This window comes from Candidatus Methylopumilus universalis (assembly GCF_006364435.1).
In the GTDB taxonomy this organism is placed as follows: domain Bacteria; phylum Pseudomonadota; class Gammaproteobacteria; order Burkholderiales; family Methylophilaceae; genus Methylopumilus; species Methylopumilus universalis.
In genome coordinates, this window is the sequence record NZ_CP040977.1 from 510391 (window position 1) to 529759 (window position 19369).

Annotated in this window: 17 protein-coding genes; 6 read left to right on the top strand and 11 right to left on the bottom strand. The window is 37.8% G+C overall.

Annotated elements, in window-relative coordinates:
* Window positions 1-8 precede the first annotated feature (8 nt).
* From FIT70_RS02905 to FIT70_RS02920, 4 genes are read left to right on the top strand one after another with little or no spacing between them, the layout of a single operon-like run.
* Entirely contained in the window at window positions 9-1304 is a 1296-nt protein-coding gene (locus tag FIT70_RS02905; RefSeq protein WP_139879450.1) for a homoserine dehydrogenase, read from the top strand.
* A 7-nt stretch (window positions 1305-1311) separates the two neighbouring features.
* Entirely contained in the window at window positions 1312-2736 is a 1425-nt protein-coding gene (thrC, locus tag FIT70_RS02910) for a threonine synthase (protein ID WP_139930557.1), read from the top strand.
* A gap of 4 nt (window positions 2737-2740) precedes the next feature.
* A complete protein-coding gene (locus FIT70_RS02915; RefSeq protein WP_028817871.1) occupies window positions 2741-3535 on the top strand; it encodes a thymidylate synthase in 795 nt (264 codons plus the stop codon).
* Window positions 3535-4023, top strand: a complete 489-nt coding sequence (locus FIT70_RS02920; protein ID WP_028817872.1) for a dihydrofolate reductase — start codon at window positions 3535-3537, stop codon at window positions 4021-4023. The genes FIT70_RS02915 and FIT70_RS02920 overlap by 1 nt, the downstream gene beginning before the upstream one ends.
* On the opposite strand, the gene FIT70_RS02925 is transcribed toward FIT70_RS02920, so the two are convergent.
* The 4 genes from FIT70_RS02925 to gnd all read right to left on the bottom strand — a co-directional run bounded on the left by FIT70_RS02925 (window position 4016) and on the right by gnd (window position 9324).
* Entirely contained in the window at window positions 4016-6256 is a 2241-nt protein-coding gene (locus FIT70_RS02925) for an arginine/lysine/ornithine decarboxylase (RefSeq protein WP_028817873.1), read from the bottom strand. The genes FIT70_RS02920 and FIT70_RS02925 overlap by 8 nt on opposite strands.
* A gap of 9 nt (window positions 6257-6265) precedes the next feature.
* Window positions 6266-6832 carry a dCTP deaminase gene (gene dcd / locus FIT70_RS02930; RefSeq protein WP_028817874.1) on the bottom strand — a complete coding sequence of 189 codons (567 nt, stop codon included), beginning with the start codon at window positions 6830-6832 and terminating at the stop codon, window positions 6266-6268.
* Between the two features lie 83 nt (window positions 6833-6915).
* Window positions 6916-8391 (bottom strand): glucose-6-phosphate dehydrogenase, encoded by a 1476-nt coding sequence (gene zwf, locus FIT70_RS02935; protein WP_139930559.1) that lies wholly within the window; start codon window positions 8389-8391, stop codon window positions 6916-6918.
* Between the two features lie 24 nt (window positions 8392-8415).
* Window positions 8416-9324, bottom strand: coding sequence for a phosphogluconate dehydrogenase (NAD(+)-dependent, decarboxylating) (gnd, locus tag FIT70_RS02940; protein ID WP_139930561.1), 909 nt, complete (start codon window positions 9322-9324; stop codon window positions 8416-8418).
* A gap of 153 nt (window positions 9325-9477) precedes the next feature.
* On the opposite strand from gnd, the gene pgl reads away from it, so the two are divergent.
* Complete coding sequence (gene pgl, locus FIT70_RS02945; protein ID WP_139930563.1) at window positions 9478-10155, top strand: 6-phosphogluconolactonase; 678 nt, start codon at window positions 9478-9480, stop codon at window positions 10153-10155.
* Here pgl and apbC read toward each other — a convergent pair.
* On the bottom strand, window positions 10152-11240 hold the full coding sequence (gene apbC, locus FIT70_RS02950; protein WP_139930565.1) for an iron-sulfur cluster carrier protein ApbC: 1089 nt from the start codon (window positions 11238-11240) through the stop codon (window positions 10152-10154). The two genes, pgl and apbC, sit on opposite strands and share 4 nt — an antisense overlap.
* An 83-nt stretch (window positions 11241-11323) precedes the next feature.
* Between apbC and metG the strand changes: the two genes are divergently transcribed.
* Window positions 11324-13357, top strand: coding sequence for a methionine--tRNA ligase (gene metG, locus FIT70_RS02955; RefSeq protein ID WP_139930566.1), 2034 nt, complete (start codon window positions 11324-11326; stop codon window positions 13355-13357).
* On the opposite strand, the gene pyrF is transcribed toward metG, so the two are convergent.
* The 6 genes from pyrF to aroA all read right to left on the bottom strand — a co-directional run bounded on the left by pyrF (window position 13358) and on the right by aroA (window position 19365).
* Window positions 13358-14059, bottom strand: coding sequence for an orotidine-5'-phosphate decarboxylase (gene pyrF, locus FIT70_RS02960; protein ID WP_139875553.1), 702 nt, complete (start codon window positions 14057-14059; stop codon window positions 13358-13360).
* On the bottom strand, window positions 14059-15231 hold the full coding sequence (gene lapB, locus FIT70_RS02965; protein ID WP_189340874.1) for a lipopolysaccharide assembly protein LapB: 1173 nt from the start codon (window positions 15229-15231) through the stop codon (window positions 14059-14061). Before lapB ends, pyrF begins: the two co-directional genes overlap by 1 nt.
* A gap of 87 nt (window positions 15232-15318) precedes the next feature.
* Window positions 15319-15597, bottom strand: a complete 279-nt coding sequence (locus FIT70_RS02970; protein WP_028817882.1) for an integration host factor subunit beta — start codon at window positions 15595-15597, stop codon at window positions 15319-15321.
* Between the two features lie 8 nt (window positions 15598-15605).
* Window positions 15606-17321, bottom strand: a complete 1716-nt coding sequence (gene rpsA / locus FIT70_RS02975) for a 30S ribosomal protein S1 (protein ID WP_139867497.1) — start codon at window positions 17319-17321, stop codon at window positions 15606-15608.
* Between the two features lie 85 nt (window positions 17322-17406).
* A complete protein-coding gene (gene cmk / locus FIT70_RS02980; protein WP_028817884.1) occupies window positions 17407-18078 on the bottom strand; it encodes a (d)CMP kinase in 672 nt (223 codons plus the stop codon).
* The gene (gene aroA / locus FIT70_RS02985; RefSeq protein WP_139930568.1) at window positions 18079-19365 is read right to left on the bottom strand and encodes a 3-phosphoshikimate 1-carboxyvinyltransferase; all 1287 of its coding nucleotides are present in this window, start codon (window positions 19363-19365) and stop codon (window positions 18079-18081) included.
* Window positions 19366-19369 lie beyond the last annotated feature (4 nt).

Here is a 19369-nt window from a genome sequence, read left to right on the forward strand (position 1 = left end):
CATAGCCGATGAAAAGAATGAATATAGGTTTATTGGGTATTGGCACAGTCGGTGGTGGTGTATTTGAACTTCTAAAATCAAACATTAACGAAATACAGCGCAAGACTGCGACTGATATGAAAATTGTTGCTGTTGCAGACAAGAACATTGTGCGTGCAAAAGAAATTGCAGGAAGCGCTATTGAAGTGACTGACGATCCATTTAAATTAGTCGCTGATAAAGAGATTGATGTCATTGTTGAGCTTATTGGCGGTACAACCATCGCAAAAGATTTGGTTGTAAAAGCCATTGAAAACAAAAAACATGTCGTAACAGCCAATAAGGCATTGCTAGCAAATTTTGGAAATGAACTCTTTGCATTAGCCAAAAAAAATAATGTCACTTTAGCTTTTGAAGCTTCAGTTGCTGGCGGCATACCTATATTAAAATCAATCAGAGAAGGTTTAGCTGGAAATAAAATCGAGTGGGTGGCAGGCATTATTAATGGCACTACAAATTTTATTTTGACCGAGATGCAAGAAAAGGGTGTTACTTTTGCTAAAGCTTTATCTGAAGCTCAATCTTTAGGTTATGCGGAAGCAGACCCTACATTTGATATTGAAGGTATTGATGCTGCCCATAAGTTAACAATTCTTGCTGGTTTGTCTTTCGGTATTCCTATGAATTTTAAAGATGTTTATGTGGAAGGTATTAAAGCGCTTGAGCAAAAAGATATTCAGTACGCAGAAGAATTAGGCTATCGCATTAAATTATTAGGTATTGCTAAAAGCAGAGACAAAGGCATTGAATTAAGAGTGCACCCAACATTAATCCCAGAAAAACGTTTGATTGCCAATGTAAATGGCGCAATGAATGCCATCGTGGTTAAAGGCAATATGGTTGGACCAACACTTTATTATGGCGCTGGCGCTGGTGCGCTTCCAACAGCAAGTGCCGTAGTAGCTGATCTTATTGATATTTCTAGATCATCTCATGTGCCACCTCATGGATTTGAAGACAATAAGATTAATTCGATTCCTATCTATAAAATTGAAGATGCAATCAGCGGTTATTATTTAAGAATTAGAGTTTCAGATAAACCAGGTGTGCTAGCTGAAATTACAAAATTATTCGGCGATAAGAAAATTTCAATTGATGCAATGCTTCAAAAGGAATCTAAAGAACATGAATCTGAGGCAGATATCGTCATACTCAGTCACTTAGCTGTTGAAAAAGATATCAATACTGTAATTCTCGCTATTGAATCCTTGTCAGCCACCATTGGTAAAGTTATTAAAATTAGATTAGAAGAGCTTAGCAAATAAAGGTTTTATGAAATATATTTCAACGCGCGGCCGGTCAGAACCACTTTCCTTTTCAGAGATTTTATTAGGAGGTCTTGCTCCTGACGGTGGCTTGTACCTGCCAGAGACGTATCCAAAATTTTCATCGCAAGATTTAAATAGCATGCAAAGCATGACCTATCCTGAGCTTGCCTTTCATATTATTTCTAAATTTGCAGATGACATCCCGAAAGATGATTTAAAGACGATTATCAATAAAACATATACAAAAGAAGTATATGCGTTTTCAAGGTCAGAACAAAAAGCTGAAGACATTACGCCAATTTTAAAAGTTAAAGATAATCTTTATATTCTTTCACTTTCGAATGGACCAACGCTCGCATTTAAAGATATTGCAATGCAATTACTCGGCAATCTTTTTGAGTATGTACTCACAAAAAATAACGCTGAAATTAATATTTTAGGAGCAACTTCCGGAGATACAGGTTCAGCTGCGGAGTATGCAATGCGAGGCAAAAAAGGTATCAATGTCTTTATGTTGTCACCTTATCAAAAGATGAGTCGTTTTCAGTCTGCCCAGATGTTTAGTATTCAAGACCCTAATATTTTTAATTTAAGCGTCAAAGGTGTTTTTGATGACTGCCAGGATATTGTAAAAGCTGTATCTAATGACTTAGATTTCAAAAGAGATTTTAAAATTGGAGCTGTGAATTCAATTAATTGGGGCAGAATTTTAGCGCAGATCGTTTATTACTTTAAAGGTTACCTCGCTGTTGCCAAAAATAATGAAGAAGTTAGCTTTACAGTGCCCACAGGTAACTTTGGTAATATCTGTGCAGGCCATATTGCTCGCATGATGGGTCTACCTATTAAGAGGCTTGTGGTTGCTACAAATGAAAATAATGTTTTAGATGAATTTTTTAAGACAGGTGTATATAAGCCTCGGGATTCAAAGAATACTTTCCACACATCAAGCCCTTCGATGGATATATCCAAAGCGTCTAATTTTGAACGTTTTATTTTCGATTTACTGGGACGTGATAGTAAAAAATTAAATGCGTTATGGAAGTCAATTGATCAAGGCGGTAATTTTGATCTAAACCAAGAAGGTATCTTCGAAAAAATTCAAGCTTTTGGTTTTACATCTTCCTCAAGTACTCACAAAGAACGTATTCACTATATTAAAGAAATCTTTAACCAATATAAAATTGTTATCGATACACATACGGCAGATGGTTTTAAAGCAGCTTATGAACATACAGACGACAATGTCCCAATGATTGTTCTTGAGACAGCGTTGCCTACTAAATTTGAAGATTCTATTGTAGAAGCCATAGGTCAAAAACCTGAAAGACCGGAATCATTAAAGCATTTAGAAGATCTCCCACAAAAATTTAAAGTTTTTGATAATCAAGTAGATCTTGTTAAAACATTTATAAGGCAAAACGTTTAAGATCATGAAGCAATATTTAGATTTACTTAATCACGTTAAAAATCATGGCGACGTCAAACATGATCGAACAGGCACAGGGACTATTTCTGTGTTTGGCTATCAAATGCGTTATGACTTATCACAAGGCTTTCCTCTTCTTACCACTAAAAAAGTCCATCTAAAGTCGATTATTCATGAGCTTTTATGGTTTTTAAGTGGCAGCACAAATATCAAGTATTTAAAAGATCATGGTGTCAGTATTTGGGATGAATGGGCTGATGAAAATGGTAATCTAGGCCCTGTCTACGGCTACCAATGGAGAAGCTGGCCTTCCTCAGATGGGAAGCATATTGATCAAATAACCGATCTTATTGAATCGATTAAAAAGAATCCAGACTCAAGAAGATTAATTGTATCTGCTTGGAACGTTTCGGAAATTTCTAAAATGAAATTGCCTCCTTGCCATGCATTTTTCCAATTTTATGTTTCGAATGGCAAGTTATCCTGTCAGCTTTATCAGAGAAGTGCAGATATATTCCTGGGCGTACCTTTCAATATAGCGTCTTACGCACTTCTTACAATGATGGTAGCTCAAGTATGCTCATTAGAGCTTGGTGATTTTGTCCACACATTAGGTGATGCGCATATTTATTCTAATCATATGGACCAAGTGAATGAACAATTATCAAGAACACCTAAAACTTTACCTCGTATGAAAATTAATCCTGAAGTTAAAAGTATATTTGATTTTAAATTCGAAGATTTTGTTTTAGAAAATTATGATCCTGATCCTGCAATTAAAGCGCCTGTAGCAGTCTAGTGTCTAAGTTATCTATTATTGTTGCGATGAGCTCTAACCATGTCATTGGTGTCAACAATACCCTGCCATGGCATTTAACTGAAGATCTAAAGTATTTCAAATCTTTAACAACAGGTCATACCATTATCATGGGCCGAAAAACATACCAGTCCATTGGTCGTCCTCTTCCTCACAGACGAAATATAGTAATTAGTCGAAATACTGAAACTTCTTATGAGGGTGCCGAAGTTGCCCATAGTATTGAAGACGCTATTTCTATCTCAAAGAATGATAAGGAAGTGTTTGTGATTGGCGGAGCAGATATATACAAACAAGCACTAAACCAAGTGGATCATTTGTATATTACTGAGATTAAGAAAAGTTTTTCAGGGGATGCCTTTTTCCCTGAGATTGATAAATCAAAATGGAGTGAAATTTCCAGAGAAGACCATGCGACAGAAGATGGTCTTGAGTTCTCTTTTGTAAGCTACCAAAAAAATACTAAATAGAAACGCAGTCTACAAAGTAGTGTGCTTTGCCATCAATCTTTTGTTTAACTAATCCGTGGTTGTCTGTTTCGAATCCAGGAAATTTTTCATTAAAATCTCGCGCAAACTTTAAATAATTCACAATAATATTATTAAAGCGCTCGCCAGGAATCAAAAGTGGAATGCCAGGTGGGTATGGGGTGAGGAGCACCGCAGTAATTCTACCTTCTAGATCATCAATCGCGACACGCTCAATTTCTTTATGGGCCATTTTTGCAAAAGCTTCTGTAGGTTTCATTGCGGGCACCATATCTGAGAGATACATTTCTGTTGTAAGTCTTGCGATATTATGTTTTTTGTAAATTTCATGAATTTCCGTGCATAGATCTCTAAGACCGATGCGCTCATAACTTGGCTGTTTCTGAATAAACTCAGGCAACACTTTCCACAAAGGTTGATTCTTGTCGTAATCGTCTTTGAATTGCTGAAGGGCAGCCACAAGCGTATTCCAACGACCCTTAGTAATACCGATAGTAAACATAATAAAGAATGAGTAGAGGCCAGTTTTTTCTACAATTACGCCATGTTCTGCCAAATACTTCGTAACAATAGATGCGGGTATACCAAACTCTTCAGAAAACTCGCCATCTACATTAAGTCCTGGGGTGATAATGGTTGCTTTAATAGGGTCGAGCATATTGAAGCCATCTGCGAGATCTCCAAAGCCATGCCAATGGTCATTAGCATTTAACATCCAAGCATCTCTATCTTCGAGACCTTCATCTGATAGGTCGTTAGGACCCCAAACTTTAAACCACCAGTCAGATCCCCATTCAATATCTACTTTTCGCATCGCGCGTCTAAAGTCTAACGCTTCCATAAGTGACTCTTCTACAAGAGCTTTACCTCCAGGCTCCTCCATCATTGCCGCTGCAACATCGCAACTCGCAATAATTGAATATTGTGGACTGGTAGAGCTATGCATAAGGAATGATTCATTAAAGACTTCTCGATCGAGTTTATTTTTTTCTGCATCCTGAACGAGAATTTGCGATGCCTGACTTAACCCTGCCAAAAGTTTGTGTGTAGATTGTGTTGAAAAGACTAAGCTGTCTTTACAGCGGGGACGATCAGCACCAATCGCATGATAGTCACCATAAAAATCATGGAACGTTGCATGAGGTAACCAAGCTTCATCGAAATGTAGTGTGTCAATTTTTCCATCTAACATTTCTTTAATTTCTTCAACGTTATAAAGAATGCCATCATATGTTGATTGGGTAATTGTTAATACACGAGGCTTATCTTTTTTGTTGGTGATGAATGGATTCTTTTGAATTTTATCTTGAATATTTTTCCATTCGAATTCCTTTTTAGGAATAGGTCCAATAATGCCAAAGTGATTTCGAGTGGGCATTAAGAAGATTGGAATAGCGCCTGTCATAATAATAGAATGCAGCACTGATTTATGGCAATTACGATCAACAATCACAATATCACCTGGTGCAACAGTTGAATGCCACACCATCTTGTTTGATGTTGATGTGCCGTTTGTCACAAAGTAGAGATGATCACAGTTATAGATGCGCGCTGCATTTCTTTCTGAAGCGCCTACCGGTCCTGTATGGTCGAGTAACTGACCTAACTCATCAACTGCGTTGCATACGTCCGCGCGAAGCATATTTTCACCGAAGAATTGATGAAACATTTGACCGACGGGCGATTTGAGAAAAGCGACGCCGCCAGAGTGCCCAGGGCAATGCCAAGAGTAGGAGCCGTCACCTGCATAATGCGTCAACGCTTTAAAAAATGGCGGGGGTAAGCTGTCTAGGTAAGTTCTTGCTTCTCGAACGATATAACGCGCCACGAATTCTGGCGTATCTTCGTGCATATGAATAAAGCCATTTAACTCTCTTAAAATTTCATTAGGAATGTGACGGCTCGTTCTGGTTTCACCGTGAAGAAATATTGGAATTTCTTCGTTACGATATCTGATTTCATCTACGAAGCTTTTTAATTGCTGTAGTGCAGTTTGATTTTCTTCGACAAATTCTTCATCATCAATAGATAGAATAAATGCAGATGCTCGGCTTTGCTGTTGTGCAAATGAAGTTAAGTCACCATAACTTGTAACTCCTAGCACCTCAAAATTTTCTTCCTCAATCGCTTTTGCTAAAACTCTAATACCAAGACCAGACGAATTTTCGGATTTAAAGTCTTCATCAATAATGACGACGGGGAAGTTAAATTTCATATGAACCCTTTATATTTTAGGTAATGTTACACCTACTTGGCCTTGGTACTTTCCACCACGATCCTTGTAGGATGTTTCACATACTTCATCGGACTCAAAGAATAGCACTTGAGCGCAACCTTCGCCTGCATAAATTTTTGCAGGAAGGGGTGTTGTATTACTAAATTCTAAAGTGACATAACCTTCCCATTCTGGTTCGAAGGGGGTGACATTCACAATAATGCCGCATCTAGCGTATGTTGATTTACCTAAACATATAGTGAGAACGCTTCTGGGTATTCTGAAATATTCAACTGTTCTTGCAAGTGCGAATGAGTTTGGAGGAATGATGCAATAATCCCCGTTAAATTCAACAAATGAATTAGGATCGAAATTTTTTGGATCCACAATAGTGCTATTGATGTTAGTGAAAACTTTAAATTCATTAGCACAACGGATGTCGTACCCATAACTCGATGCGCCATAAGATACAATTTTTTGATTATCTTTTTCGCGAATAAGCTTAGGCTCAAATGGCTCAATCATGCCATGTTCTTCAGCCATTTTTCTTATCCATTTATCTGATTTTATCGTCATAATTTTCTTGTCTCAAAAAAGAAAAATCCCGTTTGCACAATCTTGACGCTACGGGATTTCCAATGATTTAAATTTTCATTACTTTAGAGCTTATTTTCACCGATTTCAATACTCTGACGCCAAAATTGTTCAGGCTTATCAAAAATGATTTTGGATTCAGCAGGATCTGCACTTCCAGCAGGGTAGGTAAAGACTGGGCTCTTATCTTCATTCCAGGCTTTAATGACTGGATCAAGGAGTCTCCAAGACGCCTCTACTTCGTTAATATGAAGGTATAGCGATTGATCACCTTGCATAAGGTTAAGGAGAAGTGACTCGTAAGCATCTACACTCTCATCCCCTGTAATTCTATTGGGAGCATCCATCGCTACTGTTCTTACCTTAGTATCGAGTCCTGGAATTTTCGTTTGGATTTCAAAGCGGGTAAATTCTTTAGGTTGAATACTAATAACGAGCCAGTTGTCTGCTTGAACAGGAAGCGAAAGGGGTGCTTTTTTAAATTTAATAGCAATAGCAGTATCGGATGCATGAAGACGTTTTGCTGTTCTGACATAGATAGGTACACCCTTCCATCGAGGCGTGTTGATGTAGAACTTGAGTGCCGCATAAGTTTCAACCACACTTGCCGGATTTCCTAATTCTTCTAGGTAACCTTTGACTTCCTCACCGTTGATTTTTCCCCGTCCATACTGCGCCCTAAAGGTATGTTTTTTAAGCTCACCAAGCGGAATAGGTGTAATCGATTCGAGTACTTTTATTTTTTCAGCGCGAATGTTTTCAGGGCTTAATGTTTCGGGCATTTCCATCGTAGTTAATGCAAGCATTTGCATCAGATGACTTTGAATCATATCTCTTAGGGCACCTGTTGCATCGTAAAATTGCGTTCTTTCGCCGACACCTAGCGTTTCGTTATTAGTAATTTGGATATGATCAATATGCTCATGCGTCCAAAGAGGATCAAATATATGGTTTGCAAAACGGGTGAGCAGAATATTTTGTAATGCAGATTTACCAAGATAATGATCGATACGATAAATTTGTGTTTCTTTTAAATGTTTAGTGATTGATTTTTGGAGAGCTTGTGCTGTTTCTAAGTTGGTACCAAATGGTTTTTCAATGACAACACGACGCCAGGCTTTGGTTTCATCTGTTAAGCCAACGCTTGCAAGTAAATCCACAATAGATGCAAAGTCAGACGGTCTAACAGATAAAAAGAAAGCTAGATTTTGTGGGAAAGTTGACGCATCAGAAAGTCTTTCGCTAAGACGTTTAAAAGCATTTTCATCATCAGGAGGATTTGCGTGATAAAAATTTCTAGCAATGAAACGGTCAAATACTTTTGCGTCGTAATTTTTTTTAAATTTAATATCAAGCATCGACTTAATGTCATCTCGCCATGCTGATTCTTTAACATCAGATCTACCGACAGAAAGAATTTTCATTTTTTCAGGGAGTCTGCCAAGAGAGTCAAGCCTAAAAAGACCTGGAATAAGTTTTATTCTAGAAAGGTTTCCGCTTGCACCGAAGAGGACTAGGGTGCAGTCATCAATTTTTGTCATAGATAATTTGAGATTGTATAAAAGTTATTTAGATTTTTTTACTGCATGACCACCAAATGCATTACGCATAACTGATAGCAATCTATAACCATAACCTTGTTTTTCTTGGCTTCTGAATCTTACTTGCAATGCAAGTGTAAGCACAGGCGTTGGAATACCTTGTTCAATGGATTCAACAACAGTCCATCTACCTTCGCCTGAGTCGGCTACATAAGGAGCAACTTCATCAAGTGTTTGATCTTCCTTGAGCGCATCTGCAGTTAAATCTAATAACCAACTTCTAACAACTGAACCATGTTTCCATAATTCTGTAATTTGCGCTAAATCAAGTTTAAATTCGCTTTTTCCTTTAAGGAGTTCAAGGCCTTCAGCGAATGATTCCATCATGCCGTATTCGATACCGTTGTGAATCATTTTAGTAAAGTGACCTGAACCTACAGGGCCTACATGAGCCCAGCCACGATCTTCGTGCGCTAGTGCTTGGAGAATAGGTTTTATTGTTGCTGCAACTTCTTGTTTTGCACCCACCATTAAGCAGTAACCGTTTGCTAAACCCCAAACGCCACCTGATGTTCCACAATCCATAAAGCCAATACCTTTTTCTTCAAGGAATTTACCGATACGCTGAGAATCTTTGTAATTTGAATTACCGCCATCAATAATAATATCGCCTTTATTGAGCATGGGGATGAGTTCATTGATTTGTTCTTCGGTAGGGTTGCCTGCTGGCACCATAAGCCATACGATTTTTTGACCATCTAATTTTGTTAAAGCATCAGCAACTGAAGTTGCACCAATAATCTTTGCTTTTTCTTCTAGCGTTTTTACAACTTCTGCACTTCGGTCAAAGCCTACAACTGAAATACCTTTTTGAACGAGGCGAGTAGCCATATTGCCACCCATTTTTCCGAGACCAATCATTGCTAATTTCATTTTTTTACCTTTTTATGGAAGATTTGTCCTTACTTAATCTTTTGGATTAAAGCAAATTAGTTTAAAGTGCGATACAAGTTAAATTATATCAAACGCAAGCCCCTTCAAGGAATTGATTTCGATATAAAATCTTCATTATTTTGAAAGATTTTCATGAATTTGAAAAATATTAAATGGCAGTCATTTGAGAGCCAGGTTTCCCTTGATCGAGCTGCTATGGCGAGGGTTGAATCACTCTCCGAGTCTTCAATTGAAGCAAGAGGTCAATTTCATCTAGTATTGGCAGGAGGGTCGACGCCTAAAAACGTCTACACCCTGCTTAAAAACATCAGCACAGACTGGCATAAATGGCAGATCTATTTTGGCGACGAGCGCTGTTTAGAGTCGGGTCACCAAGAGCGAAATAGCACTATGGCATTTGAAGCGTGGCTTAATCATGTCGATATCCCTGAACAAAATATTCACGTTATCCCCGCTGAACTAGGGCCGGTTGAAGGTGCTCATTTATACAATCAAACATTAAGCAAACTAGGTGATTTTGATTTGGTTCTTTTAGGGCTTGGCGAAGACGCCCATACAGCAAGCTTATTTCCTGGGCATAGCTGGGATAACAATTTAGATGCTTTAGCGGTCTTTGATGCGCCTAAACCGCCTCCATTAAGAATATCGATGTCGCCCGCGCGCTTAAGCCGATCTAAATCTGTACTTTTCTTAGTCAGTGGAAAAGAAAAACAAACGGCGATAAATCAATGGAAGGCTGGGGATGCCATACCTGCAAGCACAGTCACTTGCGATAATGGCGTAGATGTATTTTGCTTTAACGTAAGTTAGGTTTTTTGAATCACAATATTTGGGAACTTATTGCTGTAATCTTGAGCAAGTTTAGATACCTTAATTGCTGTTAGTCGAGCAATTTTCTTATAGGTTTTTGCAGCACTACTTTCAGGTTCCGCTACTACCGTTGGGTTACCGTTATCAGATTGTTCCCTAATCTTAATATCTAAAGGCAAGCTTCCTAAAAGAGAGACGCCATAATCTTTACACATTTTTTCAGCGCCACCCGATCCAAAGATATGCTCCTCATTGCCACATTTTGAACAAGTATGCATGGCCATATTTTCTACAATACCAATAATTGGAATATTTACTTTTTCAAACATTTTTAATCCTCGTCTAGCATCTAGAAGCGCAATATCTTGAGGTGTTGTGACGATAATAGCTCCTGTTACAGGCACTTTTTGAGATAAGGTAAGCTGAATATCACCGGTACCTGGCGGCAAATCGACGACAAGGTAATCAAGATTATCCCACCTTGTTTCTTTTAAGAGCTGCTCAAGCGTGCTTGTGACCATAGGGCCGCGCCAGACCATAGGTGTTTCTGTGTCTACAAGAAACCCAATCGACATAGCTTGAATGTTGTGAGCCATAACGGGCTCCATAGACTTCCCATCTTTACTTTCTGGTTTCGTATATATCCCTAACATTTGTGGCTGGCTTGGGCCATAAATATCAGCATCTAAAATACCAACGCGCGCACCTTCAGCCGATAAAGCGAGAGCGAGATTGACTGCAGTTGTAGATTTTCCAACACCACCTTTGCCTGAGGCGACAGCAATAATATTTTTAACGCCAGGAATAAGTGCGATACCTTTTTGTGCTGCATGGGAGGTAATCTTGAAATCAACCTCAATGTTTAAATTAATTTTGGGCAGTGTTTTTTGAATTTGAGTGGTAATTAAATTCTTGACCTCATTCAGTTGGCTTTTGGCAGGGTAGCCAAGCACGACTTTGATATTAAGATCATTATCCTTAATGGAAATGCTCTTAATAGATTTATCATTAATGAAGCTGTCGTTTGTATTTGGATCAACAACATCCTTTAATAGATCTTTTATTTGTTCTTCTGAGTAAGCCATGAGGCAGTAATTTTAACCTATCTTAGTTAAGGCGTCATTTGATAGAATAGGGACTTAGTCAAATCCATAAAGTTTCTCAATTCATGCGAAAGATCTTAATTACATCAGCTCTGCCTTACGCGAATGGAAGCATTCATTTGGGCCATTTAGTAGAGTATATCCAAACTGATATTTGGGTGAGATTTCAAAAGATGCAAGGCCATGAAGCATACTATGTATGCGCGGATGATACCCATGGAACTCCTATTATGCTTAGGGCTGAAAAAGAAGGCATTACGCCGGAAGCGCTTATAAAAAAAGTCCATGTCGAACATTCAAAAGATTTTTCTGATTTCTTTGTAAATTTCGATAATTTTTATTCTACAAACTCCCCTGAAAATCTTGAGCTATCTCATATTGTTTATAAAAAACTTAAACAGAACAATAAGATTTATACGAAAACGATAGAGCAATTTTACGATCCAGCGAAAGAAATGTTTTTGCCTGATCGCTTTATTAAAGGTGAATGTCCAAAGTGTCACGCCAAAGATCAATATGGGGATTCATGCGAAGTTTGTGGTGCCACATATGCACCTACAGAATTGATTAACCCTACATCCTCTGTCTCAGGTGCTGTGCCCGTCAGAAAAGAAACGGAGCATTACTTCTTCAAACTATCAGAGTGCGAAACATTTTTAGCCGACTGGACATCTTCTGGAACGCTTCAACAAGAAGCGGCCAATAAAATGAAAGAGTGGTTTAAATCGGGCTTAGCGGATTGGGATATCTCGAGAGATGCACCTTATTTTGGGTTTGAAATTCCAGATGCACCAGGCAAATATTTTTATGTATGGCTTGATGCCCCCATTGGTTACATGGCTAGCTTTAAAAAACTTTGTGAAGATAAGAAAATAAATTTTGACGAGTTCTGGAATGCGGATTCAAAAACTGAGCTCTATCATTTTATTGGAAAAGATATTCTTTATTTTCATGCGCTATTTTGGCCTGCAACCTTAGAATTTTCAGGCTACAGAAAACCTACTAAGATTTTTGCGCACGGTTTTCTCACAGTGAATGCGGAGAAGATGTCTAAATCGCGTGGCACTTTTATTACTGCCCGAAGTTATTTAGATCATATTAAAAATCCAGATTATCTTAGATATTATTATGCAGCTAAGTTAAATAGCACAATGGAAGACATTGATCTTAATTTGGATGACTTCCTATCTCGGGTTAATAGTGACCTTGTAGGTAAGTTTATTAATATCGCAAGTCGAACATCAGGATTTATTCATAAGTATTTTGAAGGCAAACTTTTTCTTGATGATTCAAAAACTGATCAAGAGCATATTTCTATTACGCAAAAATGCAAAGATATAGAAAATGAAGTTAAAAATTGCTTCGAGTCCAGAGAGTATGGTCGTGCGGTTCGTGAAATAATGCGTGTAGCAGATATTACAAATGAGTACGTGAATACAAAAGCGCCTTGGACGCTCGCAAAAGATGATGCGCAGCATAAACCTGGCTCAGAGTTACATATTATATGCAGCCGAAGTCTTGAAGCCTTTAGAAGACTTTCTATTTACCTCACGCCAATACTTCCAAAGCTCACGAAAGATATCGCAATATTCTTTAATGAAAAAGAATTTGCGTCGTTTAAAGATATTGATAAGAAAGATATTACTGTCAATGAGTACCAACACATATTAACTAGAGTTGAAAAGAAAGATATCGACATGATGATTGAATCAAACAAAGAATCGCTAGACAAACAAACTGAAGCCCCGAAAAAAGTAGAAGCTGATCAGTCAACTATTTCGATTGATGATTTTATGAAGATTGATTTAAGGGTCGCGCTGATTAAAGAAGCCTCTTTCGTAGAAGGCGCAGACAGTCTTCTTAAGCTAACTCTCGATCTTAATGATGGTCGACCAAGACAAGTTTTTGCAGGTATCAAGTCTAAGTATAATCCTGACCAGCTTGTTGGAAAATTAACTGTGATGGTTGCTAATTTAAAGCCTAGACAAATGAAATTTGGTTTATCCGAAGGTATGGTGTTAGCCGCAAGTAATGAATCAGAAGGACCGTTTGTTTTATATCCAGATCAAGGCGCTAAACCTGGGATGCGTATTAAATAATTAACTTTGGTTAATTTCGAAGTAAATCTTTTCTAAAGTTTTTAATGGATCATCTGATTGAGTAATGGGCCTTCCGATCACTAAGTGACTAGATCCAGCCTTTATAGCATCAGAAGGTGTCATAGTTCTTATCTGGTCATCCGCAACATCACCCGTCATTCTTATACCTGGTGTTACAAATAAAAATAATGAGTTAAAGTGATTTTTTAGAAATGCTAAATCTTTTGCTGAGCAAACAATGCCATTAAGTCCACTTTTTTCAGCTAACTTCGCAAGGCGCAATACCTGGTCTTCTAAATTTCTAGATACACCAATTTCTTCTAAAGTTTTTTGCTCCATACTTGTTAATACAGTTACCGCAATGAGAAGAGGGGATTGCTTAGCTTTACTTACTCCTTCTAAAGCAGCCTCCAACATCTTACTTCCGCCTGAAGCATGAACGTTGATCATCCATACCCCTAACTGACTTGCAGCCTCACATGCTTTTTTAACTGTGGTAGGAATGTCATGAAATTTAAGATCAAGGAATACTTTGAAATTTTTACTATGCAGATATTCAATGAAGGCAGGGCCGGTTGCAGTAAATAATTCTTTACCGACTTTAAGATTGCAATATTCTGGATTTAGTTTCGAAACTAATGATTTTGCATCTGCGAGATTTGCATAATCAAGTGCTACAGTAACTTTATGAGCTGCTGCCATCAACTAATTTCATTCATCTCTGTTGGTTCTGATGGAAGCGCTTCCCAAGCATTACAAGCAGGACATTGCCAATGATGCTGTTTAGCTTTAAATCCACAGCCGCTGCATGTAAATAATCGTCTATTACCAATAGCATTTCGAACAGTTTGTTGAATAAGTTGAATATCTTGTTCCTTATGTTTGCTATTCATAGCGCGTGCTTGAAATAATTGATCTAAGGCTTGAAGGCTTGGTTTTCTTATAAGCTCTTTTCGTGCAAGCTCTTCCGCCATTTCAAAGCCTTCTAATTTTAATGTCGCTTCATAGATCACATTTAGCAATGATCTTAATTTGTAATTTTCAAAATACAGATTTAAAAGCGATAAACCTTCTTCAGGTTTTTTGAGTTTTTCAAACGAATTAAGTATTTTAGATGCTACAAGACCTAGAGACTCTGGGTCTTGAAACTCAATTTTTTTCCAATAATTGATCGCTTTATTGTGTTCGCCATCTTCTGCATCTAAGTCACCGAGTAAGATATTTGCACGAACACATTTTTTATGAGCGTTAAGCGCATCATTCAGTGATTTAGACGCTGACTTCTTGTCTTTATCTAGAATCGCATTAAGCGCAATCTCGCAATGGTAATGGCTAATTTGTAATCTAAATGAGACGCCTGATTCTTTTTCTAATTTCGTTGCCATCTTAATTGCATTTTGCCATTCGCGTTCTTTTACATAAATTTCCAACAGTGCATTAGATGCATATTGTTTATATTTGCCAGATTCTAATTTTAGGAATAATTCTTCAGCGCGATCAAATAAGCCGGCTTTAAGATAATCTTGCGCGAGCTCTGCTTTTACAGACTCTTCTTGTGCTGGATTAAGGTCTCGATTTTCTAATAAATCTAGGTGCATATTAATAGCGCGATCTATATGACCTATTCGTCTTAAGATGCTCCCTAAAGCAAAGTGCAACTCAAGAGATTCATTGTTAATTCGAACCGCATCCATAAAAGCATTAACTGCTTTTTCATATTGGTTAGTAATGAGGTAGTTAAGACCTTTAAAGTAGGTCGCAGGAAGGCTCGTAGATTCTTTCATGAGCTGTTTAATATCTATGCGAGCGGCTATCCACCCCAGCGCAAAGAAGAAGGGGATAACAAGGAGCCACCAATATTCGAATTGAATCATAATTGATTTATTGTATAACTATTAATTGATAGATCAAAAAAAAAGCATACCCCGGTAAGGAGATATGCTTTTAAATGGTGTTTAGTCTTATTTATCAACGCGATCTCTAAGTTCTTTACCAGCTTTAAAATGTGGAACATATTTTTCTGGTACTTCCACTTTTGAACCTGTTTTAGGGTTTCTACCTAAACGAGGTGGTCGGTAATTTAAACTGAAACTGCCGAATCCTCTAATTTCGATTCTTTTACCTTTAGAGAGCGTTTCGCCCATAGCATCAAGAATTGTTTTGACGGATAACTCAGCGTCTTTATAGACTAACTGAGAGAACCGGCTAGCAAGTAAGTTGATTAATTTAGACTTGGTCATAATCTTAATTATTTTTTACTATCTAATTTTGCTTTTAATAAGGCGCCAAGATTAGTTGTGCCGGCATTATCAGAACTTTCTTCAGCCTCTACTTTTTTCTTAGCCGCTTTAGGTTTAGTTGCATTTTTAGCTTTAAATGAAAGCTGAATTGTTTTTTCTTTTGCGTCGACATTAAGAATTTTAACTTCAATTTCGTCGCCAACTTTAACAATAGCCGAAGCGTCGTCAACTTTATCTTCACTTACTTCGCTAATATCAACTGTACCTTCAACCTGGTCAGCTAAAGTTACTAAGATGCCTGTAGCATCTGCAGACTTAACTGTGCCTTTAACAAAACTACCTTTGTCATTAGCTTTTGTGAAGCCTGTAAAGTTATCGCCTGATAATTGTTTAAGACCAAGAGAAATTCTTTCTTTCTCAACATCGATCGCCACGATGAGCGCTTCGAGTTCGTCACCCTTTTTAAAGTTTCTAATAGCCTCTTCACCTGTTTTATCCCATGAGATATCAGATAAGTGGATAAGACCATCTATGCCACCATCAAGGCCAATAAAGATACCGAAGTCAGTGATTGATTTAATCGGACCGCTAACTTTGTCACCTTTTTTGTGTGTTTCAGAGAACTCTGCCCATGGGTTTGATTTACATTGCTTCATACCCAATGAAAGTCTTCTTCTGTCTTCATCAATTTCAAGAATCATCACTTCAACTTCGTCGCCGAGTTGTGCAATTTTTCCTGGGTGAATATTTTTATTAGTCCAGTCCATTTCTGAAACGTGAACTAGACCTTCAATACCTGCTTCAATTTCAACGAATGCACCGTAGTCAGTTAAGTTAGAAACTTTACCGAATAGACGTGTACTTACTGGATATCTTCTAGATAAGCCTTTCCAAGGATCATCATCGAGTTGTTTTAAACCTAATGAAACACGATTTTTTTCTTGATCAAATTTAAGTACCTTAGCTTCAACTTCATCACCAATATTTAAAATTTCAGATGGATGTTTTACGCGTCTCCATGCTAAGTCAGTAATATGAAGTAAGCCATCAATACCACCTAAGTCAACGAACGCACCGTAATCAGTAATATTCTTAATGATGCCTTTTACAGTCGCACCTTCAGTAAGCGTGCCAATAACAGCATCTCTGTCCGCACCTGAAGATTGTTCCATCACTGCTTTTCTTGAAACAACCACGTTGTTTCTTTTCTTATCAATTTTAATAACTTTAAGATCCCATTCTTTGTTTTCAAATGGTGACGTATCTTTAACTGGTCTTACATCAACAAGCGAGCCTGGAAGGAATGCTGTGATTCCGTTTACAGAAACTCTCAACCCACCTTTGACACGGCTACTTACAAAGCCTTTAACTACTGTGCCTTCGTTCATTGCATCTTCAAGATCAAGCCATGCTTGCATTTTCTTAGCTTTATCTCTTGAAAGGATCGTTGATCCAAAGCCATCTTCTAATTTTTCAATTGCAACTTTAACAAAGTCTCCCACTTTAACGTCAAGTTCGCCTTGGTCATTAAGGAATTCTTCTGCTTTGATAACACTTTCTGATTTAAGACCTGCGTTTACAATCACAAAGTCATTATCAATAGATATAACTTCTGCTGTAATTACTTCGCCCGAGCGCATTTCTTGAAGCGCTATGCTTTCTTCAAATAGAGCTGCGAAACTTTCTGTGGAATTTGATTCTGTATTTTTTGCTGTCGTTGCCATTAATTGTTACCTATAAAGTCCTACCTAGCGATAGGGATGTTAAAGTTAGCAATAGATCTTTGAAATCTATTACACCTAATATTGTTTAAGACGTTTGAGACTTTAAACTGAAGAGATGGGTGATGTTATCAACGGCATCAGATATGCTTAATGAGTCTGTATCTATTTCTATAGCGTCTTTTGTTTTCAAGAGGGGAGAGATTTCTCTTTGTAAATCCCGCTCATCTCTTAAAATAATTTCACTTAAAACCGAGGCCATATTAGCAGGGTTTCCTTTTGAGATCAACTGTTTATATCTTCTTTCAGCTCTGATTTGGGCGCTTGCAGTTAAGAATATTTTGATACCAGCATGCGGGAAAACTACTGAAGTCATATCTCTTCCCTCAGCAACCAATCCAGGGCTTTTTTCAAAGCTCCTTTGAAACCCAAGAATCGCTTCTCTGAGAGCTCTGTGAACCGCAACTTCAGAGGCTCCTCGACCAGATTCCTCGCTACGTATAGCCTCAGATACATCTTTACCATTGAGTAAAATATGATCATTTTTAAAGCTTAAGTTAGCTTTCTCGAGAACTTTAAGAAGTAAAGCCTCATTATTGAGGGGTATATTTTGTAAGCGACCTGCATAAGCGATCGTTCGGTAGATTGACCCTGAATCTAGATAGTGAAAATTTAGTTTTTCCGCAACAAGTTTAGCAACTGTTCCTTTTCCAGAAGCTGAAGGGCCGTCAATCGCGATAATAGGAACGTGAGATGTCATTTATGTCTTTACTATACTTTCTAGGACCTCAAAGTAAGTTGGAAATGTTTTGTTAACACACGCCGGGTCGTTAATTGTGATTGGTATATTTCTTAGACTAACTAGAGAAAAACACATAGCCATTCGATGATCGTCATAAGTATCAATCTCAACATGCTCTTTAATCTTAAGAGGAGGTGTGATTTCTATAAAATCATTACCTTCAGTAACAGCCGCACCTAATTTTCTAAGTTCAGTTGCCATGGCTTTAATGCGATCAGTTTCTTTAACGCGCCAGCTTCCAATATTAAGAAGCTTAGTCGTGCCTTTTGCAAATAGGGCTAATACCGCAAGCGTCATCGCAGCATCTGGAATATGATTACAATCAAGATTTATTGCTTGAAGAGCAGCGACTTTTGTAACCTGAATAGATGCTTCAAGGATATTTATGTCAGCGCCCATAAGTACTAAAGCCTCAGCGAATTTCACATCACCTTGAATGCTATTTCTACCAATACCTTTAACTTCGATATCGCCGGCAAGCGCCCCTGCTGCTAAGAAATAAGAGGCCGATGAAGCGTCACCTTCAACAAATATTTCACCTGGGCTCACGTAGGAACTTGAACCGGGAATAACAAAATGTTTCCAGCCTATTTTTTTAACATGTATACCAAATCGCGCCATTAGATTAAGCGTAATATCAATGTAAGGTTTTGAAATTAAATCACCCTCGATTTCAATAACCACTTCTTTTTTTGTAAGTGGCATTGCCATTAGAAGAGATGTTAAAAATTGACTTGAAATATCCCCTCTAATTTTTATAGGACCGTTAATCATAATTTCAGATGGAGATATCTTTAAAGGAGGATAACCTTCTTGACCGAGATAGGTTATATCTGCATTTAATTGCAAGAGCGCGTCAACAAGATCTTTAATAGGGCGTTCATGCATTCGAGGCAAACCGCTTAGCGTGTATTGGCCCTTGGAAAAAGATAATGCCGCAGTTAAAGGCCTAAATGCAGTACCCGCATTACCTAAAAAAATTTCAGCTGATTTATTTTTAAAATTACCTCGAGTACCATGAATGAGAATGTCACCATTATCTTTTTGCGTAAGATCAACTTGAAGTTTTTTTAATGCATCAATCATATGAAGCGTGTCATCAGAAACAAGAGGCCCTATGATAGTTGTTGCACCATCTGCAATGGCAGACAAAAGAAGAATACGGTTAGTGATACTTTTAGATCCAGGGAGAGTAACTTGACCAGAAACAGATTGAACAGCTTTTAATTTCTTTTGATTTGTCATGCGC

Excerpts from the sequence above, each read along its gene's own strand:
- FIT70_RS02905 (WP_139879450.1), top strand. The coding sequence starts at position 9 with ATGAAAAGAATGAATATAGGTTTATTGGGTATTGGCACAGTCGGTGGT.
- metG (WP_139930566.1), top strand. The coding sequence starts at position 11,324 with ATGCGAAAGATCTTAATTACATCAGCTCTGCCTTACGCGAATGGAAGC.
- rpsA (WP_139867497.1), bottom strand. The coding sequence starts at position 17,321 with ATGGCAACGACAGCAAAAAATACAGAATCAAATTCCACAGAAAGTTTC.
- cmk (WP_028817884.1), bottom strand. The coding sequence starts at position 18,078 with ATGACATCTCACGTTCCTATTATCGCGATTGACGGCCCTTCAGCTTCT.
- FIT70_RS02915 (WP_028817871.1), top strand. The coding sequence starts at position 2,741 with ATGAAGCAATATTTAGATTTACTTAATCACGTTAAAAATCATGGCGAC.
- FIT70_RS02925 (WP_028817873.1), bottom strand. The coding sequence starts at position 6,256 with ATGAAATTTAACTTCCCCGTCGTCATTATTGATGAAGACTTTAAATCC.
- dcd (WP_028817874.1), bottom strand. The coding sequence starts at position 6,832 with ATGACGATAAAATCAGATAAATGGATAAGAAAAATGGCTGAAGAACAT.
- FIT70_RS02970 (WP_028817882.1), bottom strand. The coding sequence starts at position 15,597 with ATGACCAAGTCTAAATTAATCAACTTACTTGCTAGCCGGTTCTCTCAG.
- zwf (WP_139930559.1), bottom strand. The coding sequence starts at position 8,391 with ATGACAAAAATTGATGACTGCACCCTAGTCCTCTTCGGTGCAAGCGGA.
- aroA (WP_139930568.1), bottom strand. The coding sequence starts at position 19,365 with ATGACAAATCAAAAGAAATTAAAAGCTGTTCAATCTGTTTCTGGTCAA.
- pgl (WP_139930563.1), top strand. The coding sequence starts at position 9,478 with ATGAATTTGAAAAATATTAAATGGCAGTCATTTGAGAGCCAGGTTTCC.
- gnd (WP_139930561.1), bottom strand. The coding sequence starts at position 9,324 with ATGAAATTAGCAATGATTGGTCTCGGAAAAATGGGTGGCAATATGGCT.
- lapB (WP_189340874.1), bottom strand. The coding sequence starts at position 15,231 with ATGATTCAATTCGAATATTGGTGGCTCCTTGTTATCCCCTTCTTCTTT.
- pyrF (WP_139875553.1), bottom strand. The coding sequence starts at position 14,059 with ATGGCAGCAGCTCATAAAGTTACTGTAGCACTTGATTATGCAAATCTC.
- apbC (WP_139930565.1), bottom strand. The coding sequence starts at position 11,240 with ATGGCTTACTCAGAAGAACAAATAAAAGATCTATTAAAGGATGTTGTT.
- thrC (WP_139930557.1), top strand. The coding sequence starts at position 1,312 with ATGAAATATATTTCAACGCGCGGCCGGTCAGAACCACTTTCCTTTTCA.